Genomic DNA, 20,042 nt, shown 5'->3' with positions numbered 1-20,042 from the left:
TCCAGCAGACATGATGAATCAGATATTCTCGCCGATGGGAATCCCTCGCGATTCCGTCAGGTCAGATTATGCTCTAGGCCACGGTCAGCAACCCACAGCTCGGTGTCTGGCGCGATGTCATCGGCGCGGTAGCTTCCCGCATGGTGTTGAGTACAAACCGCTTCACAGAGCCCTTCACGGCCCGGCGCTTGGTGACGTACTCTTTCAGCGGGAAAGTGTCGACGTCAGGATCGAACAGCCTGATAGCCGCGTCCAGATGGTCATATCGATCGTCAGCTTTTTGATCTCGGCGCGGTACTTGTCGCGCAACGCCATAAGCTCACGGTGCTTGGCAACCAGGCCGGCAACGGTGTTTGGGCGGTCACCGGAAATTTTAGTCGTCGCCTTCGACGACCCGCAGCCTAAGCTGTCCGGTCTTTGAATCGGCAACGCGCGGGCCGGGGTCGAGTTTCGCGGCCGGTGCCCGTGATGGCGTCTCCGGGCCGGCATCGCCATCGGCCTGCGGACCGAACTCCAGCGCCTCGATCTTCTGGCCACGCTTGGTCACTTTCGAGGTCGACACGAGGATATCGTCGATGTCCTTGGCGGATTGGCCGAAATGGACCTGCAGCTTGCGGACGCGCTCGTCGACACGCGCGACATCCTCCATCAGGCGGATCACTTCGCCCTGGATCAGATGCGCCTGTTCGCGCATGCGGGCATCCTTCAGGATTGCCTGGATGACCTGTATCGACAGCATCAGCAATGACGGCGACACGATGACGACGCGGGCCCGATGCGCCCTTTGCACCACCGCCTCGAAATTTTCATGGATCTCGGCGAATACCGATTCCGACGGCACGAACATGAAGGCTGTGTCCTGCGTCTCGCCCTGAATCAGGTATTTTTCCGAAATATCGCGAACGTGGATTTCGACATCGCGGCGGAAGGCCTGCGCGGCGACCTTCTGCAAATCGGCGCCATCGGCGGCGCGGATGGCATTCCACGCCTCCAGCGGAAATTTGGCATCGATGGCAAGCGACGGCGCGCCGTTCGGCATCTTCACCAGGCAATCCGGCCGGCTGCCGTTCGACAGCGTCGCCTGGAATTCATAGGCGCCATGCGGCAGGCCGTCGGCGACGATCGCCTCCATGCGCGACTGGCCGAAGGCGCCGCGCGTCTGCTTGTTGGAAAGGATGGCCTGCAACTGCACGACCTGACCGGCAAGCGACTGGATATTGCCTTGCGCGGTGTCGATGACCGCCAGCCGCTCCTGCAGCTTCGCCAGACTCTCGTGGGTGGATTTGGTCTGCTCGGTCATGGTCTGGCCGAGGCGGCCGGTCATGGCGTCGAGCCTCTGGCCGATCGACTGCGTCAGTTCCGCCTGGCGCGCGCCGAACACTTCGGCGATGGCGCCCATGCGGCCCTGCATTTCCGCTTGTGCCTGAAGAATGCCGGCCATGCGCGCCTCGGCGTCGCGGGCATGGTCGGCGGCTTCTGCGGCGGCGACCGCGCGCGCCTTGGCCGACCGCCACAGCGCGACGACGAGCGCCACGAACAGGCCGAAAAACAGCAATGTGCCGAAGGCCAGCGCGTGGCCGAGCGTGATTGTCGAGGCGCCAAGCCGTGCGACGGGCTCCGAAAGGATGGTGCTCAGGTCATTCATGTGGACAGCATAGCCGATTCGGCCTGATAGCACAGATCAAAACGTGAACGAGGCTCGGGCGCACCGGTTGACGCCATTCCTGCGAGGTCTTAGGTGGAGCGCCATGCCGATCAAGCCGCTCATCATCCTTCCCGATCCAATCCTGCGCCAGGTCTCCAAGCCGGTGGAACGCGTCGACGCGCCATTGCAAAAGCTGGCCGACGACATGCTGGCGACCATGTATGACGCGCCCGGTATCGGACTGGCGGCAATCCAGGTCGGCGAACCGCTGCGCATGCTGGTGATCGATCTGGCCAAGGAAGACGAAACGCCGGCGCCGCATGTCTTCATCAACCCAGAGATCCTGGATAGCGCCGATCAGCGCTCCGTCTACGAGGAAGGCTGCCTGTCGATCCCCGACTATCATGCCGAGGTCGAACGCCCGGCTTCCGTGCGGGTGAAATATCTCGATCGCGACGGCAAGCTGCAGGAGATCGAGGCCGAAGGGCTGATGGCGACCTGCCTGCAGCACGAGATCGACCACCTCAACGGCGTGCTGTTCATCGACCATATCTCGAAGCTGAAGCGCGACATGGTGGTGAAAAAGTTCAAGAAGCTCGCCAGGGACAAGGCACCGGGCAAGCTGGTGGGATAGGGGTCATTCGAGCGCACCACGCAAAACCCAGTCTTTCCCGAGCTCAATGGCTTTCGAAGTAATTTCCAGAGCAAGCGCCCGAGATTCCGATGAGAATATCAAAGCTATGACAATAGCTGCCGCGCACAGTGGCGTCAGATAGATAGCAAAAGTCTTCTCACTTCGTTTTGACAGCTCGCCTTCCGTAAATTCCTCCTCTCGCGATCTGTATTCCGCGATTGGGGGACGTCGTTTTCCGAAAGGTTTTTGGCTGCGCAGCATGTGAAGCCTCCCGAGGAACAGGTGCTTCGAATCATACTGGGACATTGGTTAGCGTAGACTTAATGCCTCCCATTGAAAGATGCCTCTTAAGGCGATATCATTGATATCACACTTGGAGGTTCTCGATGGGTGACATCCTAATTAGAGGTATTCCTGAACCCTTGAAACGAGAAATCGAGCAGGCTGCGAGGAAGACTGGCCAGAGCCTGTCTGGAAAAGCTATCGATCTTTTGCGCAAAGGCATGGTCGCGGAAAAGGAAGCCAAACCTGAGCCGGGACTTTCCGCATGGGATGCCATTCGTTCGGCGTTCACTGCCGAAAACGCAATCGGCAATGAGTTCTCCGAGATAATGGACGAAATCGAAGCAGACAGGAAACGCGACTTCGGTCGTCCCGCCGAGGATTTCGAGTGATTGTCCTCGATACCAATGTCGTGTCCGAGTCCAGCAAGCCGGTGCCCGATCCGAATGTCTCCAACTGGTTCCGCAAGCAGGACCTTCTTGCACTCTACATGTGCGGGCCAGTCATCATGGAGCAGTCTTTCGGTGCCGAGCGGTTTTTGAACAAGACGGGATCAGACCGTTATGTTCGCGTGCTCGATCAGTTGACTTCGCAGCAGTTCGCGGGCCGTATCGTGGAATTTTCCGGTTCGATCCCTCGACTCGCCGGCAAGCTACGTGCAGTACGAGAAAGGATTGGGCGCCCCATCAGTCTTTCCGATGCCATGATCGCGGCGATCTGTCTCGCCAATGATGCGACTCTTGCGACGCGCAACATCCGCGACTTCGACGGGCTTGACCTGAAGCTCGTAAACCCGTTTGAAGCGGAGGCGTGAGCCGGCTCAAGGCGCGCATGCCGAAACAGGATATCGGAAGAAGAATGCCCCTTCGCGTCATCTTCATGGGCACGCCGGAGTTCTCGGTGCCGACGCTGCGTGCCATCGCCGAAGCCGGGCATGAAATATCAGCCGTCTACACCCAGCCGCCGCGTGCCGCCGGACGGCGTGGGCTGGAGTTGACGCCGTCGCCGGTGCAGCGCCAGGCCGAGCGGCTGGGCATCGCGGTGCGTACGCCGACATCCCTCAAGGGCGAGGCCGAGCAGGCGGCTTTCCGTGACCTGCGGGCCGATGTCGCGGTGGTCGTGGCCTATGGATTGCTGCTGCCGAAGGCGGTTCTGGAGGCGCCACGGCTTGGTTGCATCAACGGCCATGCATCGCTTCTGCCGCGCTGGCGGGGGGCCGCTCCCATCCAGCGTGCCATCATGGCGGGCGACCTGGAAACCGGCATGATGGTGATGCGCATGGAAGAGGGTTTGGACACCGGACCGGTGGGATTGGTTGAAAAATGTGCCATCGACCCCGATATGACAGCCGGCGATCTGCATGATCGGTTGATGTGCGTCGGTGCTGCCCTGATGGTGGAAGCGCTGGCCCGGCTGGAAAAGAACACCCTTACATTTACCGCGCAAGCGGCGGAGGGGGTGACTTACGCCAGAAAAATCGATAAATCCGAGACGCGCATGGACTGGACTCGGCCGGCGGCCGAGGTCCACAACCACCTTCGTGGCCTGTCGCCCTTTCCCGGCGCCTGGTCCGAGATTGACATTGGCGGCCGCCCGGAGCGGCTAAAACTGCTTCGCTCGACGCTGTCTGAAGGCCCGTTGCTTTCGGAAGATTTGAGCGAGTCGGGAGGAATTCTCGATGACCGTCTGACGGTCGCCTGCGGGACAGGCGCGATCAGGCTGGTCGAAGTTCAACGGGCGGGCGGAAGGCCCGCTGCCGCGTCGGAATTCCTGCGCGGAGCCAAGATCGAAAAAGGAATGAAGTTCTCATGAGCATGATGTCGATACGCGCGGCGACGCCGCGGGATCGCGAGGCTATCCGCCTCGTCGAGGAACACGCTTTCGGCCAGCAGTCGGAAGCCGGGCTTGTCGATGCGCTGGTGACCGGCGGCGATGCCGTTGCCGAACTGGTGGCGGAAGAGGATGGCCAAGTTATCGGCCACATCCTGTTTTCGCGCCTGTTCGTCCAGAACGGCGGCAAGCGTTTCGCGGCCGTGGCGCTGGCGCCGCTGGCGGTGGAACCTTCGTTCCATGGCAGCGGCATTGGCGGGGCGCTGATCCGCGAGGCGCATATTCGGCTCAAGGATGCCGGCGAGACGCTGGCCGTCGTGCTGGGCGATCCGGCTTATTACGGCCGTTTCGGCTACAGCCACGCCCGCGCCGAGAAATTCGAGAGCGAGTATCAGGGCGAGGCGCTGCAGGCACTGGCCTGGGGTGACGCTCCGGAGGCCGGCAAACTGGTGTACGCCCCGGCCTTCACCGCTCTCGCCGCGTAGCGCAGGCCACCGTTTCACGGAAACGGCGAACTGCTCTGCGTTTTTGTTCAAACGCAATTCCGGACGGAAAACCGCTTCCACTTTTCCTGGAATTGCTCGAGGCGAGAGCTCTGGTCGCAAATGCCGCGTTTTCGCCTCGACATCGAATATGACGGCAGCCGGTTTGCCGGCTGGCAGCACCAGGCCGATCAGCCTTCCGTGCAGCAGGCGATCGAGCAGGCGATCGAACGATTCTGCGGCGAGGCTGTCCGGCTGCGCGCCGCCGGCCGCACCGATGCCGGCGTGCATGCCACAGCCCAGGTGGCGCATGCCGACCTCGCCAAAGCGTGGCCTGGCGACAAGGTGCGCGATGCCGTCAACGCCCATCTGCAGGCCGCCGGCGCACGTGTCGCGATCCTGAGGGCCGTGGCCGTCTCGGACGATTTCGACGCGCGCTTCTCGGCCACCGGCCGTCACTATCTCTACCGCATCCTCAACCGGCGTGCGCCTTCGGCGCTGGAAAAGGGCAAGGTGTGGTGGGTGCCAAAGCAGCTTGATGCCGGCGCCATGCACGAAGCAGCGAAGATCCTGCTCGGGCGGCACGACTTCACCACCTTCCGCTCGACGCAGTGCCAGGCGAACAGCCCGGTCAGGACGCTGGAGCGGCTCGATGTGAGCCGGACGGGCGACCTGATCGAGGTGCGGGCCTCGGCGCGTTCCTTCCTGCACAACCAGGTGCGCTCCATGGTCGGCTCGCTCAAACGGATCGGCGAGGGCGGTTGGACCCTCGGCGACCTCAAGGCGGCGCTCGAGGCACGCGACCGTGCCGCCTGCGGCCAGGTGGCGCCGCCCGACGGGCTTTTCCTGATCGGGGTCGACTACCCCAGCCAGAGTCCGGAAGACTCTACCCCCGGCTGAATCTGGAAGGGCTTTACCCCGGGTAAAGTCGGAAGGCTTACCCCCGGGATAAAGTCGGCTCTATCCTGGAACGAACCCCGACAAGCTCTGAGCACCGACATCGTCCGGTACGGTGATGCCAAGCAACATCTGCAGCCCGAACAGCACCAGCAGCGAGGCGGTGAACATGCCGACGAAAACGGCGGTGCCGACCGCCGCGCCCCTGCCGATCGTCGCATTGGTCATGCGCCAGGTCAGCACCATCGACAGGGAAAACAACAGCAGCGACACGAGGCTCGATACCTGGTTTGCCGACGACAGGAAAAGCCTGATCAGCGCCGAGGGCAGCATCAGCCAGGCGGTGATGGCCGAGGCCCAGTTGCTGGCGACGACATAATGGACGAAGCGGCCGCCAATGCCGGCACGCGGCGCGACCAGAGCGAGCGCGACCAGCGGCAGCACCCAGGAGCCTATATCGACCGTCGCCAGGCGCACCAGCATGCTGAAGCGACCCGCGAACGCATCGGGATCACCGATCTCATTGGCGATGCCGACCCAGCCGACGATCAGCGCCGGTGCCGCGACAATGATGGCGAAGAAGGAATTCCAGAACCCGTCCGCCGACAGGTCGAGCAGTCGCAGGCCGTCGGCCTTGCCGAGCATCAGCCGCCAGGCGCCGGTCAGGGAAGCTTGGGTTTCGTCCGCTGAAAGCATGCTCAGCCCTGCCCGAACCAGTCTTCAATGAAGCGTTGGTAGATTTGGGTCAGCGTTTCGAGATCGGCAATGGCGACGCGCTCGTCGACCATATGCATGGTCTTGCCGACCAGGCCGAACTCGACCACTGGGCAATAATCCTTGATGAAGCGCGCATCCGATGTGCCGCCCGAGGTGGACAGTGCCGGTTCCTTGCCGACCACAGCCTTGACCGAGCCGCGCAGCGTTTCGACCAGCCTGTCGTCGCGGGTCAGGAAGACATGGCTCGGCCGGTCGCGCCAGACAAGATCGTAGTCGACCGGCGTCTTCTTGCCTGACCGATACTTCTTGCGCTTGGCAGCCTGATCGAGGCGGTTGTGGATTTCGGCCTGGACGGTCTCGGCCGTCCAGGTGTCGTTGAAACGGATGTTGAAGATCGCTGTCGCTTTGGCCGGGATGACATTGGTGGCCGGGTTGCCGACATCGATGGAGGTGACTTCAAGATTGGTCGGCTGGAAATCCCTGGTCCCTTTGTCGAAGACAGGATGCAGCAAGGCGTCGACCAGGCTCATGAGCCCACGCACCGGATTGTCGGCAAGCTGCGGATAGGCGGCGTGGCCCTGGCGGCCGTTGACTGTTATGGCGCCGGACAGCGAGCCACGCCGGCCGATCTTGATCATGTCGCCCAGGGTATCGGGATTGGTCGGCTCGCCGATGATCGAGGCGTCCCATGTCTCGCCCCTGGAAGCGGCCCATCCGAGCAGCTTGACCGTGCCGTTGATGGCGGGCCCTTCCTCGTCGCCGGTGATCAGCAGCGAGACCGAGCCCTTAAGGCCGCCATTTGTCTCGACATGACGCGCCACGGCGGCGATGAAACAGGCGATGCCGCCCTTCATGTCGACCGCGCCACGGCCAAACATCTCGCCATTGGCGATTTCGGCGCCGAAAGGCGGATGCGTCCAGGCGGCTTCGTCGCCGACCGGCACGACGTCGGTATGGCCGGCGAACATCAGATGCGGGCCGTTGCCGGACCGCCTTGCATAGAGGTTCTCGATGTCGGGCGTGCCGTCCTCGGAGAACACCGGCCGATCGACCGCGAAGCCGAGCGACTTCAGCATCGTCTCCAGCGCGGTCAGCGCACCGCCTTCGGCTGGCGTCACCGAAGCGCAACGGATAAGGGCGGCGAGGTTTGTGGCGGGATCGGTCGGCAGCGTCATGGCAAAAGCGATAGTCGAAAGCTGAGGGCCTGTCACGGCCAGACATAGGGGCCAGCCCAATGCCCGACGATACCGCCAACATTATGGTATTCACGTCGTATCGTTACCGGCAGGTGCGGAGCGGCAGGATGGCAAGTGGGGAAAAATGGATCGTCGTCGCCGGCGCGGGCAGCGTCGGCTGCTATGCCGGAGGCTGCCTGGCGCTTGCCGGGCGTCAGGTTGTCCTGCTCGCCCGGCCGCGCATCGAGGCGGCCTTGCGGCAGGGCGGATTGCGCATCAGCGACCTTGAAGGCCGCGATCGCCTGGTCAAGCCGGAGGCGCTTGGAATCACTGCCGATCCCGCCGCCGCCTTGCCGCAAGCGGACGTGATCCTGGTCACGGTCAAAAGCGGCGCGACGCAGGAGATGGCAGCCCTCATCAAGGCGCATGCTCGCCCGGATGCCATCGTGGTCAGCCTGCAGACCGGCGTCGACAATGCCGACAGGCTGCGCGCCGGGCTTGGCCAGCGGACGGTGCTGGCCGGGATGGTGCCGTTCAATGTCGTGCAATCGCCCGATGGCGAACTGCCGCTCAACATACACCGCGCCAGCGACGGCAAGGTGATGATCGAGGACGGTGCCGGTCTTGCCGGTCTTCTCGATGTCGAAGGGTTTACCGTTGAAACCCGTGGCGACATCAAGGCCGTGCTGTGGGGCAAGCTGTTGATGAACCTGAACAACGCGCTGGTGGCACTGTCAGGCCTGGCGCTGGCAAGCGAGCTCGCCGATCGCCGCTGGCGGATGATTCTGGCCAGCCAGATCGACGAGGCGCTGCGGGCGATGAGAGCCTGCGGCATCGAGCCGGCGCGGATCGCCGGCTTGCGGCCGGCGCTTTTACCCATGGTGCTGAGGTTGCCGGACTGGCTGTTCAAATTGCTGGCGCGGCGGATGCTGGCGATCGACCCGCAAGCGCGGTCGTCGATGTGGGATGACCTGCAACGCGGCCGTCCGACGGAGATCGACGACCTGCAGGGCGCCATCCTGCGTCTGGCTGAAAAGGCCGGCACGCCGGCGCCGGTGGTCGAGCGGGTCATCGCTTTGGTGCACGAAGCGGAAACCGGCGTGCGCGGCTCGCCGGGCCTGGCGCCGGAGCTGGTCAGCGCGGCAGCTGGCGGCCGTCGATCAAGGTGATCTTCTGCCAGATCTTGCGCGACAGGTTCGAGCTCAGATTCTCGATGTCGTTGACGCCGTCGATGACCACGTCGTCGTTGACCGACTGCGCGAACAGGGCGGCGACCTTGCCGGTGATCGACAGCATCTCCGAGCAATAGTCGAGATAACGCGCCAGGTCGGCGGCGGTGGTTAGGCGGCGAGTCGGGGAGTGAGCGGTCGGCTTGAAACTGGCCGAAAGCGTCGCCGGATCCTTGGTCAGCTGGTGCATGTCGATGACGTGGATCAGCGAGCGCAGGCCATGCAGCTGACGAAAGACCTTCTTGCGCTTGATGCGCTCCTCGGTGCGGATCAAGGCCAGAAAACCGAGCACGGCGAGGATGACGGTGTTGATCGAGGCCTCGATGCCTTGCACCGATTGCACGGCATCATCGGTTCCGGAAATGCGGTCCAGCGGCAGGATGGTGCCGACGAACAGGAAGATCAGCACACCGGCGATAAAGGCCGCGACAATGAGGCCGCGCAGCCACCAGATCGGTTGCTCGAGCGCCTTTGCCGCCTTGGCCAGATCGCGCGACAACGACACCAGTTCGGCCGCGACGCCGCGCAAGCCCGCTTCCGGGAACCGATCGGCGATCCGGCCTTCCAGGCGTTCGGCTGTCTCGACGATCAGTTTCGGATCAAGCGTGCGGTAGCGCATGGCGAGATATCCGACCCCTCATCAATCGGGCCTCAGGGTTGAGCCGGCTCGTTGGTGCGCAGGCCATAGCGGTTAGGCCCAGGCTGCCCTGGAAACAGGCACAACACAAGGAAGGCGACAATCGAGACGACCGGCACGAACAGGATCAGCGCGGCAATGCCCGGCTTGTCGAGGTCGTGCAGCCGCTTTACCGCCAACGCGATGTTCGACCACAGTGAGGCGACGAAGGCTATGAAGAAGATGAACGACCACATGTTGCTTTCGGCCGAACCTTCCGGCACCAGTGTGAAGCGGTACAGCGGGAAGGCCTGGATGATGGCGACGAGCAATCCGCCGAGGAAATAGGCCGCGCGGCTGACGCGGCCCGATGTCTTGAAGAGGAGCCAGGTGAGATCTGATCTGTCAGGCAAGCGGGTCCGGTCCATATTGATTGACACCCCTGGTGCCTTCGAGGATGCCGAGCTCGACCAGCAGCCAGATGCCGCCGATGACGGGTACGAAGCCGATCAGCGTCCACCAGCCCGACTTGTTGCGGTCGTGCCAGCGTTTTGCATAGAGAGCAATCGCGAAATAGATCGATGCCAGCGCGACCAGGATGCCGATGATGCCGATCTGGGCGCCACTGGCCGTCGTGAAGCGCGTGCCCAGGATAGCATCGAGAATGAAGGCTATGATGGCGATCACCAAGAATATGCCGATGCCGGCCCAGAATTTGCCCCGGTTGATGCGACCCTCGAAACTTGTCAGCAGATATTTCCAGTCCATGTCACCCCTCCATGTTGAACCAGCGCGACCCATTGCCGCGCCGGCGGAAGGTGCGCCCGCTTCGCGGAAAGATCAATCGCGCAGCAGCTCGTTGATCGAGGTCTTGGATCGGGTCTTGGCATCGACGCGCTTGACGATGACGGCGCAGTAGAGGCTCGGGCCAGGCTCGCCATTGGGCAAGGGCTTGCCCGGCATCGAGCCGGCGACGACCACGGAATTCGGCGGCACCTCTCCGTAGAAGACCTCGCCGGTGGCGCGGTCGACGATCTTGGTCGACTGGCCGATGAACACGCCCATGCCAAGCACCGAGCCTTCGCGCACGATGCAGCCCTCGACGACCTCCGAACGCGCGCCGATGAAGCAATTGTCCTCGATGATGGTAGGGCCGGCCTGCATCGGCTCCAGCACGCCGCCGATGCCGACGCCGCCCGAAAGGTGGACGTTCTTGCCGATCTGGGCGCAGGAGCCGACCGAGGCCCAGGTGTCGACCATGGTGCCGCTGTCGACGTAGGCGCCGACATTGACGAAGGACGGCATCAGCACGGCGCCCGGGGCGACATAAGCGGAACGGCGCACGATCGACGACGGCACGGCGCGGAAGCCCGCCTTCTCGAAATCGACGGCGCTCCATCCGTCGAACTTGGACGGCACCTTGTCCCACCAGACGGCCTGGCCCGGACCACCCTTGATGATCTCCATCGGGTTGAGCCGGAAGGAGAGTAGCACGGCCTTCTTCAGCCACTGGTTGACATGCCACTTGCCGTCGGCCTGCCGCTCGGCGACGCGGGCGGTGCCGCGGTCGAGCAGGTCGAGAGCCGACTGGATGGCGTCGCGCGTCTCGCCGCGTGTCGCCGTGGAAATGGCGTCGCGTTCCTCGAAGGCCTTGTCGATGGTCTTTTCGAGGCTCGCCAGATCAGGCTTCGACATGATTCCGCTCCATTACCAAGCTGTTAAGGGGCTGCGCCTTAACCTGTTTAAAAGTCGCGCGGACCCTATGTTAAGGCTCAATGAGGGTCAATCGTGGCTGCGTCACGGGACGACGCAAGTAAAGGAATGGACGGGTGGATTCGATGACTCCCATGGAAAAGGCGGGATGGACGCCGCTGCCGCATTCAGACGAGGATCTGGAGCGGTCGAAAAGCGTGCCGGACACGCCGCAGACGCGGGCCGAAACCTACCGCCTGGCCTGGAACGACCCCGACTTCATGACGCGGCGCGAACTGCGCGCGGTCAGGCTGCAACTGGAACTGCTGAAACCCGAAATGATCCTGGCCGAGCGCGGCATCCGCTCGACGGTGATCCTGTTCGGCGGCGCGCGCCTGCCGGAGCCCGGTGGCGAAGCCTGGGCGGCCAAGAACGAGACGCAGAAGAAGAACCTCGAGGAAAACAGCAAATATTACGAGGAGGCGCGCAAATTCGCCCGCCTGTGCTCGCAGCAGTCGGCCACATCGTACTACCGCGAATATGTCGTGGTGACCGGCGGTGGTCCCGGGGTGATGGAAGCGGGAAACCGTGGCGCCGACGATGTCGGCGCGCCGTCGATCGGGCTCAACATCGTCTTGCCGCACGAGCAGGCGCCGAACGCCTATGTGACGCCGGAGCTCTGTTTCAACTTCCACTATTTCGCCGTCCGCAAGATGCACTTCGTCATGCGCGCCAAGGCGGTGGCGGTGTTTCCGGGCGGCTTCGGCACGATGGACGAATTCTTCGAGACGCTGACCCTGATCCAGACCGGACGCATGGAGCGCGTGCCGGTGATCCTGTTCGGCAAGTCGTTCTGGAAACGGGCGATCAACCTCGACTTCCTCGCCGAGCAAGGCACGATCAGCCCCGGCGACCAGGACATCATCGATTTCGTCGACACCGCCGACGAGGCCTGGGGCATCATCAGCCGCTTCTACAAGTTAGGGGAATGAGGCAGTAGGCAGTAGGCAGTAGGCAGTAGGAGAATTGTCCTCGAACGCAGAGACTGGAAGCACTGTGTTTGCCTACTCCCTATCCCCTACTGCCTACTGCCTCACTCTTGTTGCCCTACCCCCGCGACAATACCTGTCAGGAACCCGGCCAGGTCGTCGGTGACGAAATCGACGTCGTCTTCCTGCGCCGGGTCGCGTTCCCAGATCTCGGAAAAGGTCGGCTCGAAATTGCGCGGCACCACCAGCACCGTTGTCATGCCCAGCGACTTCGGCACGGCCAGGTTGCGAGCCAGGTCCTCGAACATCACCGCATTGTGTCCGGTGACGGCGTGCAGTTCGGCGAACTTTTCGTAGGTCTGGCGGGCGGGTTTGGGATTGAGGTCGGCCGCGACGATATCGAAGATGTCGTCGAAATGATCGAGAATGCCGAGCTGGCGGGCGGTGCGTTCGGCGTGCTTGCGGTCGCCATTGGTGAAGATGAACTTACGGCCCGGAAGCTGGCGGATGGCGGTGCCCAGGACGGGGTCGGGCACCAGCCATGAATAGTCGATGTCATGGACCTTCTCGAGGAAATCGTCGGGATCGATGCCGTGGCGCGTCATCAACCCGTTCAGCGTCGTGCCATATTCGAGATAGAGTTCCTTCTGCAGCTTGCGCGCCTCCTCGCGCGGCAGCGCCAGCAATTCCCCGATATAGGCGGTCATCTTGACGTCGATCTGCGAGAACAGATTCGAATGGTGCGGATAAAGCGTGTTATCGAGGTCGAACACCCAATCGGTGACATGAGCGAAGCGGGCGGGATCAGGGAGCGTGGTCATGCGCTCCTTATGGCATGAAACGGGAATTCTGGAAGGAACTTTATCCACAACTTCCGCGCGCCGACAGCGGTGGAAATAGCCCACCCTTTCAAATTTTAAGCAACCGGGAAAGGTGGCCTTCAGGGCTTGCTGGCACAGAGACAGTCCTGTGGGAGCTCGCGATGAACAGCATCATTCTGAAATCCGCCGCCGTCGCTTTTGCCTCCGTCGCCGCCTCCCTCCTGCTGACGCTGATCATCGTTCCGGCCATGGGTTTCCCGATCAACCGGACGATCTGGCTGACCTCGACGCTCTGTCCGCTTGTGCTTGCATGGGTGGCCTGCGCCAGCACCTTCTGGCAGAGTGACCGACTGCAGAACGCGCACCGCGAACTCGCCCGCGCTCATGCTCAACTGGCCGCGGCGCACCGCCGCCTGGAGGAAAAGGCGAGCCGCGACGACATGACCGGCATGCTCAACCGGGAAAGCTTCTTTGCCGCGCTGGATGGGTCCCGACGCAAGTCCGACCGCGGCGCGCTGCTGATTATCGACGCCGACCATTTCAAGACGATCAACGACAATTTCGGCCACCTGACCGGCGACGACGCGCTGCTGCTGATCGCCGGCGCCATCGAGCGCGGCGTGCGCAGCGGCGACGTGCTCGGCCGCATCGGCGGGGAGGAGTTCGGCGCTTATCTTGTCGGAGCCACCGAGCAGGAGGCCAAGCGCGTTGCCGAGCGCATCCGCCGCGAGGTCGAGCTGATCCGCTTCCGGCCTGTCGATGAACGGACCATTCCGTTGACCGTCAGCATCGGCGGCACCGTCTGCGGCGAGGATGTCAACGTATCGGAGCTGATGCGCGCCGCGGACCGGCGCCTCTACCAGGCCAAGCACCGCGGCCGCAACCTGACAATCCTCGATACGGACATTTCCGAGGCCGCGTGAGTTGGCCGCCTGGCACACCGACCCGTTAAGGATTCTCCAACCCTGTTTGCAGCACTGGAACGCCGCGCGCTTGTCGAAGACCTGAAGCTGTTCGGCACGACACTCATCGAAAAGAATCTGGGCCGCGTTCGTCTCATGGATTGGATCGCCAACGGCGAGGATTATCCGACGAGGAGACGGCGGGGCACCATCACATGGGTGGTACGCGCATGGGCACCGACATAACCAGGAGCGTCGTGGACACCGACTGCAAGGTGCACGGCATGGACAACCTCTATGTCGGCGGCTCCTCGGTGTTCTGCACATCGGGTCAAGCCAACCCGACGACAACGATCACCGCGACGGTCTGCCGGCTGGAGGACCATTTGCGCAAGGTGGTCTCCGTCTGAGTGGCCAGGGACTTCCGCTCCCGCGACGGGCGCGGTTGCCGGTCAGGTCAACTGTTTGTTGAGCGCTGTCAGGTCGGCGCGGTGATGCAAAAGCGCCAGGGCGCCTATGCCTGCCGCTCGGACCTGCCGAAACGCCGTTCCAGATAGGCCTGGCCGAATTCCAGCGCGATCGAGAGCATCCAGTAGATCATCGAGGCGGTGATCAGCATCTCGATATGGCGGAACTCCGTCTGGCCCATCGTGCGGGCGAGATACATGATCTCCCAGACGCCGACGACGGATACGAGCGAGGAATCCTTCAGCATGGCGATGAATTGATTGCCGGTCGGCGGAATGATGACGCGCATGGCCTGCGGCAGGATGACCAGCGCCATGGTCTGACCCGGGCTCAGGCCGAGTGCTGTGGCGCCTTCGCTTTGTCCGCGAGGGATGCTTTCGATGCCGGCGCGGAAGATCTCGGTCATGTAGGCGCCATAACACAACGACAGCGCCAGGATGCCGGCCGGCACCGCGCCGATCACATAGCCGACCTGCGGCAGGCCGAGATAGATGATGTAGATCTGCATCAGCAGCGGCAGGCCCCGAAACAGCGACGTGTAGAAGGTCGCCAGCCCAAACACGAGGCCGTTGCCGGTCAGCTTGGCGATGGCGCCGACAAGCGCGATAGTCGTCGCAATCAGGATCGAGATTGCCGAGATGTAAAGCGTCGTGGCGACACCCTGTGTAATCAGGAAGCCGACCTTCCTGGCGATAAAGGCGAAGGAGAGGTCGAAGGAATAGAAGAACAGCATCAGCAGCGCGAACAGCTCGATCCAGACGCCGGCGATCTGCTGGCGTCGCGGCAGGAGCAGCAGCAGCTTGCAATTCACCAACACCAGGAGCGCGATCAACACGGCGGAAAGCGCGCGCGACAGGGCCGGGTTGGCCTGCAACCAGTCGGATGCAACCGGCATCAACGAGCCGATCCAGCTCGACTTGATGCCCATGGTGTAGAGGGCTGCTGCCAGCAGCGCCGGAACAAGCGCGGCCGCCGCACGGCGGGCGATTCCTGGGTTGAAGAGCATCAGCCTGCCGATCATGCCGCCACCTTGTCTTTGGCGCTGGCGCGGCGTTCCCGCCACCAGTCCTGCGCCTGCAATTTCCAGTAGGTGACCTGCGCGGCGGCCAGGCCAGCGGGGCCGCCTGCCCAGCTCAGTCCGAACGGCGCGAACTGCCGGTACCGGTCCGAAACGCCCAGAATGCCTTCGGCGACGAGTTTTCCGGCAATCGCCGTGGTGTTGAGGCCATGACCACCGAAAGCGGTGCAGTACCAGACACCCGGCTGCAGTTCTCCGATCTGGGGCAGCAGATGCCGGGCATAGGACATCAATCCGGACCAGGCCAATTCGGTCTTGAGGCCGGCGAGCTGCGGGTAGGTGCCGACCATCTCCCGGCGCAGTTCGCGCGCCAACGCGTCGGCGGAAGCGGCGCGCGTGGTGATGCGCCCGCCCCACAAAAGGCGATTGCCGCTCTCGACCAGACGGTAATAGTCGCCGGCCCGCCTGTTGTCGCCGACGGCATCCGTCGTGGCGACGGCCTGAGCAATGAGACGGGGAGCCGCCTCGGAGACCATCACATAGGTCGCGATGGGCAGAAAGGCGCGGTACAGCTGGCCGAATACCGGGCCGGTGTAGCCGCCGGTTGCCAGCACGACATGGGACGCCCGAACCGTGCCCTGTCTCGTGCGGAGCATCTTTCGCGTGCCGGACAGGTCGCATTGGACGACCTGTGAACTCTCATGGATCGTGCCTCCCAGGCGCTCGATCTCGTCGGCCAGGGAGCGCAGATAGTTGAGCGGGTGGATGTGAAAGGCGTTCGGGTCGCGCAGGCCCTGGTGGTAGCGAGCCGATTTCAGCATCGAGCGGACGGCTTCCGTGCGCAGATATTGAAGCTCGTAGCCGTGGTCGCGTGCCATCTGCTCGGCATAGGCCTTCAGCGCATCGCCGTCGTCGTAACGCAGAACGCTGAGCAGGCCGGCGCGCGGCATGGCGGCGGTTATTGCGAGCGCCTCGATGGTGTCGCGCACGAATTCGACGCCCTCGATCGACAGGCGGTGCAGTCCGCGCGCCGCCTCCTCGCCGACACGCGCGGCAATGGCCTGGCCGCCGGTGGCGAAGCCGGGCGTGACGAAACCGCCATTGCGGCCGGAAGCGCCGAAACCGACAGACTGGGCTTCCACCACGGCGACATGCAGTCCGGCGCGCGCCAGCTGCAGCGCCGTCGTCAGACCGGCCAGTCCCGCACCGACGACGGCCACGTCACATTGCGCCTCGCCCTGGAGGGGAGGCCTCGTCTTGCGGTCGGCCGCGGTGCGGGCATAGTAAGTGTCGGGATAGGCCATCGGCGACTTTGCGGGTAAGTGGCGGTGCATTTGGCGGATTGAAGCCCCAGGCTGCCAGACGGCGGCCGGGGATTGCGTCACTTGGCGCTGTAGTCCTTGCCGTACCACTTCGTGGTCAGCGCGGCGAGCGTGCCGTCCGTCTTCAGCTCGGCGATGATGCCCGCGACCTTTGCCGTCCACTGGGGGTCGTTCTTCTCGGCGATGACGACGAGCGGTTCGCGGAAGGCATACTCGCCCTCCAGGATCTTCACGGGATAGCCATTCTTGATGGCATTCTGCGCCGTCTGTTCCGGCGCGATCACGGCATTCAGGCGCACACCGTCGCCAAGCCGCAGATCATCGAAGGGCAGCATGGAATCCGCGAAGGTGCGGATCTCGCCAGGTTCGAGCTTGTATTCGACGGGAGGCAGGCCGGGAGCATCGATTTCGAGCTTGCGGCGGATAAAGTCCTCCGAGGTGGTGGCCGTCTCGACACCGATCACCTTGCCGTTGAGATCGGCGACCGACTTGGCGTTACTGTCCTTGTGCACGACGTAGACATAGGGGCTGTAATAATAGATGCCGACAAAATCGATCACCTTGGAACGGGCCTTGGTCGGCGTGACCGATCCGACCCCGAGGTCGTAACGTCCCTGCCAGCGTCCGCCGGTCAGCGTCGCCCAGTCGGGCGTTTCGAACGAGACCTCGACACCGAGCCGCTTGCCGATCTCGCGCGAGACATCGATGTCGAAACCAGCGAGCTCGTTGCTGTCGTTGAGGAAGCTCTGCGGCGGCCAAGCCGCGTTGGTGGCGACGACCATCGCCTTCTTGGACGTGACGCGGTCCAAGGTTTCTCCGGCCATGGCTGTCGTCGCGATCGCGACTGTCGCGGCGGCAAGAACGGCGAATTCGAGCAGCTTTTTCAAAGTTATCCCTCCCTCGTGATTGACATGATTCGTGACGGACGTCGGACCTCAGTGCTTTCAGCCGCAAGGTCAACGCGGATCAGGTTTCGATCGTGCCCACCACAGCCGAAGCTGGTTCCCTCTGATGGACCGGCGTTTGTTACGTTTGACAGTCGGGTCGCAAAAAGCAGGGTTCTACCCGGCGAAATGCCGGATAGTGGCGATCGTGCAGTCATTGCGTGCCTCGAGGCGGCATAGTGCCGGATGCCGTGCCCGGCACCGCCGGCGCGAGGATTGTCGTCGGGGCGGTTCAGCCGATAGGATCGTGCGGACCGATTTGACCGTTCCAGCGCCGACCGTGCGAGAGGATTTGATTGTGGAATTGACCGAGAAGGACCGCCAGTTGCTCGCGCTGATGCAAAAGAACGCACGTGAGCCGGTCGCATCGTTGGCACGTCAGCTCGGCGTATCCAGGACGGCGCTGCAGGAGCGGATACAGAAACTCGAGGCGGGCGGCATCATCGAAGGCTATGCCGTGCGACTGACCAAGGCGGCGGCCCAGAATTCCGTCCACTGTTTCACCTTCGCCGCGCTGAACAACAAGAGCTATCCTGACGTCTCCAGAAGGATCAGGGCGATGCCATCGATCCAGGCGGTCTATGCCATAACCGGCGAATGGGACCTGATCATCCACCTTGCCGCCGACACGCTCGAGAAGCTGAACCGGGAGGTCAATGCCGTGAATGAAATCAACGGCGTCGTTAAAACCGCTTCCCATGTGGTGATGGAAACGAAGTTCAATCGCAACATCTACGCATTGTAAGACAGACGGGGTAAGATGGGCGTCGCGCCGACTGTGCCAAACACCGGCGCCGCCGAAGCCTCCAAGAAGCCGTCCGCGGCATACCGGCGGCCGAGAGAAGGATTGGCCAACCGGAAATTGTGCCGCCGTGAATGTCCACCTCGGCCGGTCAGATTCGGCCCAGGAACTATACCGTCGCCGGGTCGAGTGCGGGCTCGCCCGTGCGGCGCGCGACGATCGCCCCGAAATCCGCGGTCTGGAAGGCGTCGCGCAAAACGACGAAGGACGGCAGCACGAAATAGGCGCGCTGGAATTTGTCGATTTCGTAGCCGGTGCGCATCACCGTTTCGAGATCGAAGGGCACATGATGGGCACCCTTGCTGTCGACAGCGAACTGCAATTCGGTAAAGGACGACATCAGGCCGGCGCCAAAGGCCTTCAGCGGCTGGCCAGCCTCCTGGATCAGGCCGTATTCGGCCGTGTACCAGTAGAGCCGGGTGATCATTTCGTCGCCGCCGAGCGCGATGATGTCGCCAGCCTTCTTGCCATACATCTGCATGAAGTCGGCGAACACCGGCTGCGACAGCACCGGCACGTGGCCAAAGAAATCATGGAACATGTCGGGCTCGACGATGTAGTCGAGCTCCTGCCTGGTGCGCAGCCAATTGGTGACCGGGAAGCGGCGATTGGCGAGATGATCAAAGAAGGGCGCGGCCGGAATGAGCCCCGGCACGGCGACGATCTCCCAGCCCGTGAGCTTGCGCAGCTTGGCGCTGACGTCCTCGAAATCGGGGATGCGGTCGAGCAGGCCGAGCTTCTCGACGCCGTCGAGGTAGGAGTGGTGGGCGAGCTTGCGCGTCAGTTCGGTCTGGCGGTCGCACAGCGTGCGCCACACCGCCTGTTCCTCGGCGCTGTAGTCATAACCCTGCGCCACGGTGAAATCGGCACGGCAGACCGAATAGTCGCCGCGCAACCCCTGCGCCGCGCACTCGCGGGCATATTCGGCAACGCTCATCGTCGTCATGGTTTTTCTCCTCACAAATCATGAATGGCGAACGTGCCCGGAGATTAATGGCATTTCCGGAGGCAAATCGGTTTTGATGATGGATCGAACGGCGTATTCTGGATAATATTCACTCAACGATCGCCTATAAGGAGTGAAAATGCCTCAATTCGACGATTTCGAGGTCAAGATGCTCGATGTCCTGCAACGCGACGGCCGCAAGCCCGTCTCCGAGCTGGCCCAAGAGATCGGCCTGTCGACGACGCCGTGCGCGCGGCGTTTCGAGGCGCTGCGGGACGCCGGCATCATCAAGGGCTTCGCCGCGGTGATCAGCCGGCGCGCGGTCGGCCTGATGGTCGAGGTGTTCATCCAGGTGCGCCTGGTCAGCCACAGCGACGGATCGCCCGAGAGCTTCATTGCCGCGGTCCAGCGCATGGACGAGGTGTCGTCGTGCTGGACGATGACCGGCGATCATGACTTCCTGCTGCATGTCATGGTGCCGTCGGTCGACGACCTTAACGCCTTCGTGATGCACCGGCTGATGCGGCTCGACGGCGTGCGCGACGTCCACACGCAACTGGTGCTGCAGAACATCAAGGGACCCGGCCACGTGCCGCTCGGGCATCTGAAGCGCTGACGCCGCTTCCGGCTT

Annotated in this window: 24 protein-coding genes and 1 pseudogene; 12 read left to right on the top strand and 13 right to left on the bottom strand. The window is 63.0% G+C overall.

What is annotated here, in order from left to right:
* Positions 1-373: 373 nt before the first annotated feature.
* Positions 374-1,645, bottom strand: coding sequence for a DNA recombination protein RmuC (locus FJ548_RS24885; protein WP_140694014.1), 1,272 nt, complete (start codon positions 1,643-1,645; stop codon positions 374-376).
* 103 nt (positions 1,646-1,748) lie between these two features.
* Here FJ548_RS24885 and def point away from each other — a divergent pair, with 103 nt between their 5' ends.
* The gene (def, locus tag FJ548_RS24880; protein WP_140779220.1) at positions 1,749-2,279 is read left to right on the top strand and encodes a peptide deformylase; all 531 of its coding nucleotides are present in this window, start codon (positions 1,749-1,751) and stop codon (positions 2,277-2,279) included.
* Between the two features lie 3 nt (positions 2,280-2,282).
* On the opposite strand, the gene FJ548_RS24875 is transcribed toward def, so the two are convergent.
* Positions 2,283-2,540 carry a hypothetical protein gene (locus FJ548_RS24875; protein WP_140779219.1) on the bottom strand — a complete coding sequence of 86 codons (258 nt, stop codon included), beginning with the start codon at positions 2,538-2,540 and terminating at the stop codon, positions 2,283-2,285.
* A gap of 125 nt (positions 2,541-2,665) precedes the next feature.
* Here FJ548_RS24875 and FJ548_RS24870 point away from each other — a divergent pair, with 125 nt between their 5' ends.
* The 5 genes from FJ548_RS24870 (at position 2,666) to truA (ending at position 5,773) form a co-directional block, all read left to right on the top strand.
* Positions 2,666-2,953: a plasmid stabilization protein gene (locus tag FJ548_RS24870; RefSeq protein ID WP_140694007.1), complete on the top strand. Its 288-nt coding sequence runs from the start codon at positions 2,666-2,668 to the stop codon at positions 2,951-2,953.
* Positions 2,950-3,375 (top strand): type II toxin-antitoxin system VapC family toxin, encoded by a 426-nt coding sequence (locus FJ548_RS24865; RefSeq protein WP_140694004.1) that lies wholly within the window; start codon positions 2,950-2,952, stop codon positions 3,373-3,375. The genes FJ548_RS24870 and FJ548_RS24865 overlap by 4 nt, the downstream gene beginning before the upstream one ends.
* A gap of 44 nt (positions 3,376-3,419) precedes the next feature.
* On the top strand, positions 3,420-4,373 hold the full coding sequence (fmt, locus tag FJ548_RS24860; RefSeq protein ID WP_140694001.1) for a methionyl-tRNA formyltransferase: 954 nt from the start codon (positions 3,420-3,422) through the stop codon (positions 4,371-4,373).
* Positions 4,370-4,876, top strand: a complete 507-nt coding sequence (locus FJ548_RS24855) for an N-acetyltransferase (RefSeq protein ID WP_140693999.1) — start codon at positions 4,370-4,372, stop codon at positions 4,874-4,876. The genes fmt and FJ548_RS24855 overlap by 4 nt, the downstream gene beginning before the upstream one ends.
* A 120-nt stretch (positions 4,877-4,996) precedes the next feature.
* Complete coding sequence (gene truA, locus FJ548_RS24850) at positions 4,997-5,773, top strand: tRNA pseudouridine(38-40) synthase TruA (protein ID WP_140779218.1); 777 nt, start codon at positions 4,997-4,999, stop codon at positions 5,771-5,773.
* A gap of 60 nt (positions 5,774-5,833) precedes the next feature.
* Here truA and FJ548_RS24845 read toward each other — a convergent pair whose 3' ends face one another.
* Positions 5,834-6,466, bottom strand: coding sequence for a transporter (locus FJ548_RS24845; protein ID WP_140779217.1), 633 nt, complete (start codon positions 6,464-6,466; stop codon positions 5,834-5,836).
* A gap of 2 nt (positions 6,467-6,468) precedes the next feature.
* A complete protein-coding gene (gene dapE / locus FJ548_RS24840; protein WP_140779216.1) occupies positions 6,469-7,662 on the bottom strand; it encodes a succinyl-diaminopimelate desuccinylase in 1,194 nt (397 codons plus the stop codon).
* A gap of 128 nt (positions 7,663-7,790) precedes the next feature.
* On the opposite strand from dapE, the gene FJ548_RS24835 reads away from it, so the two are divergent.
* Positions 7,791-8,831, top strand: coding sequence for a 2-dehydropantoate 2-reductase (locus tag FJ548_RS24835; protein ID WP_140779215.1), 1,041 nt, complete (start codon positions 7,791-7,793; stop codon positions 8,829-8,831).
* On the opposite strand, the gene FJ548_RS24830 is transcribed toward FJ548_RS24835, so the two are convergent.
* The 4 genes from FJ548_RS24830 to dapD form a co-directional block, all read right to left on the bottom strand.
* Positions 8,797-9,510, bottom strand: a complete 714-nt coding sequence (locus FJ548_RS24830) for a hypothetical protein (RefSeq protein ID WP_140693988.1) — start codon at positions 9,508-9,510, stop codon at positions 8,797-8,799. The two genes, FJ548_RS24835 and FJ548_RS24830, sit on opposite strands and share 35 nt — an antisense overlap.
* Positions 9,511-9,542: 32 nt before the next feature.
* Positions 9,543-9,920 (bottom strand): DUF805 domain-containing protein, encoded by a 378-nt coding sequence (locus tag FJ548_RS24825; protein WP_246678759.1) that lies wholly within the window; start codon positions 9,918-9,920, stop codon positions 9,543-9,545.
* The gene (locus tag FJ548_RS24820; RefSeq protein WP_140609870.1) at positions 9,913-10,275 is read right to left on the bottom strand and encodes a DUF805 domain-containing protein; all 363 of its coding nucleotides are present in this window, start codon (positions 10,273-10,275) and stop codon (positions 9,913-9,915) included. Before FJ548_RS24820 ends, FJ548_RS24825 begins: the two co-directional genes overlap by 8 nt.
* Before the next feature lie 72 nt (positions 10,276-10,347).
* Complete coding sequence (dapD, locus tag FJ548_RS24815; RefSeq protein ID WP_140693986.1) at positions 10,348-11,202, bottom strand: 2,3,4,5-tetrahydropyridine-2,6-dicarboxylate N-succinyltransferase; 855 nt, start codon at positions 11,200-11,202, stop codon at positions 10,348-10,350.
* Between the two features lie 143 nt (positions 11,203-11,345).
* Between dapD and FJ548_RS24810 the strand changes: the two genes are divergently transcribed.
* Complete coding sequence (locus tag FJ548_RS24810; protein ID WP_140609868.1) at positions 11,346-12,191, top strand: LOG family protein; 846 nt, start codon at positions 11,346-11,348, stop codon at positions 12,189-12,191.
* Positions 12,192-12,292: 101 nt separating this feature from the next.
* Here FJ548_RS24810 and FJ548_RS24805 read toward each other — a convergent pair whose 3' ends face one another.
* Positions 12,293-13,009, bottom strand: coding sequence for a pyrimidine 5'-nucleotidase (locus tag FJ548_RS24805; protein WP_140779213.1), 717 nt, complete (start codon positions 13,007-13,009; stop codon positions 12,293-12,295).
* A gap of 161 nt (positions 13,010-13,170) precedes the next feature.
* Here FJ548_RS24805 and FJ548_RS24800 point away from each other — a divergent pair, with 161 nt between their 5' ends.
* The gene (locus FJ548_RS24800) at positions 13,171-13,932 is read left to right on the top strand and encodes a GGDEF domain-containing protein (RefSeq protein ID WP_140693980.1); all 762 of its coding nucleotides are present in this window, start codon (positions 13,171-13,173) and stop codon (positions 13,930-13,932) included.
* Positions 13,933-13,980: 48 nt separating this feature from the next.
* Positions 13,981-14,321: pseudogene (locus FJ548_RS24795) on the top strand (GMC family oxidoreductase); the annotation flags it as partial.
* 104 nt (positions 14,322-14,425) lie between these two features.
* Here the strand turns inward: FJ548_RS24795 and FJ548_RS24790 are convergent.
* From FJ548_RS24790 to FJ548_RS24780, 3 genes are all read right to left on the bottom strand, one after another.
* Positions 14,426-15,400 carry an amino acid ABC transporter permease gene (locus FJ548_RS24790; protein WP_140779212.1) on the bottom strand — a complete coding sequence of 325 codons (975 nt, stop codon included), beginning with the start codon at positions 15,398-15,400 and terminating at the stop codon, positions 14,426-14,428.
* Positions 15,397-16,701: an FAD-binding oxidoreductase gene (locus FJ548_RS24785; protein WP_140779211.1), complete on the bottom strand. Its 1,305-nt coding sequence runs from the start codon at positions 16,699-16,701 to the stop codon at positions 15,397-15,399. The genes FJ548_RS24790 and FJ548_RS24785 overlap by 4 nt, the downstream gene beginning before the upstream one ends.
* Before the next feature lie 77 nt (positions 16,702-16,778).
* A complete protein-coding gene (locus FJ548_RS24780) occupies positions 16,779-17,543 on the bottom strand; it encodes a transporter substrate-binding domain-containing protein (protein WP_246678760.1) in 765 nt (254 codons plus the stop codon).
* A 187-nt stretch (positions 17,544-17,730) separates the two neighbouring features.
* Between FJ548_RS24780 and FJ548_RS24775 the strand changes: the two genes are divergently transcribed.
* Complete coding sequence (locus FJ548_RS24775) at positions 17,731-18,408, top strand: Lrp/AsnC family transcriptional regulator (protein WP_246678758.1); 678 nt, start codon at positions 17,731-17,733, stop codon at positions 18,406-18,408.
* Between the two features lie 166 nt (positions 18,409-18,574).
* Here FJ548_RS24775 and phhA read toward each other — a convergent pair whose 3' ends face one another.
* Positions 18,575-19,411: a phenylalanine 4-monooxygenase gene (phhA, locus tag FJ548_RS24770; protein WP_140779209.1), complete on the bottom strand. Its 837-nt coding sequence runs from the start codon at positions 19,409-19,411 to the stop codon at positions 18,575-18,577.
* Between the two features lie 139 nt (positions 19,412-19,550).
* Between phhA and FJ548_RS24765 the strand changes: the two genes are divergently transcribed.
* Complete coding sequence (locus FJ548_RS24765; RefSeq protein WP_140779208.1) at positions 19,551-20,027, top strand: Lrp/AsnC family transcriptional regulator; 477 nt, start codon at positions 19,551-19,553, stop codon at positions 20,025-20,027.
* Positions 20,028-20,042 lie beyond the last annotated feature (15 nt).

Origin of the sequence: Mesorhizobium sp. B2-4-17, from assembly GCF_006441275.1 — a bacterium.
Taxonomy (GTDB): Bacteria; Pseudomonadota; Alphaproteobacteria; order Rhizobiales; family Rhizobiaceae; genus Mesorhizobium.
The sequence above is the reverse complement of the archived record's forward strand: the minus strand, read 5'-3'. Positions and strand labels throughout refer to the sequence as shown.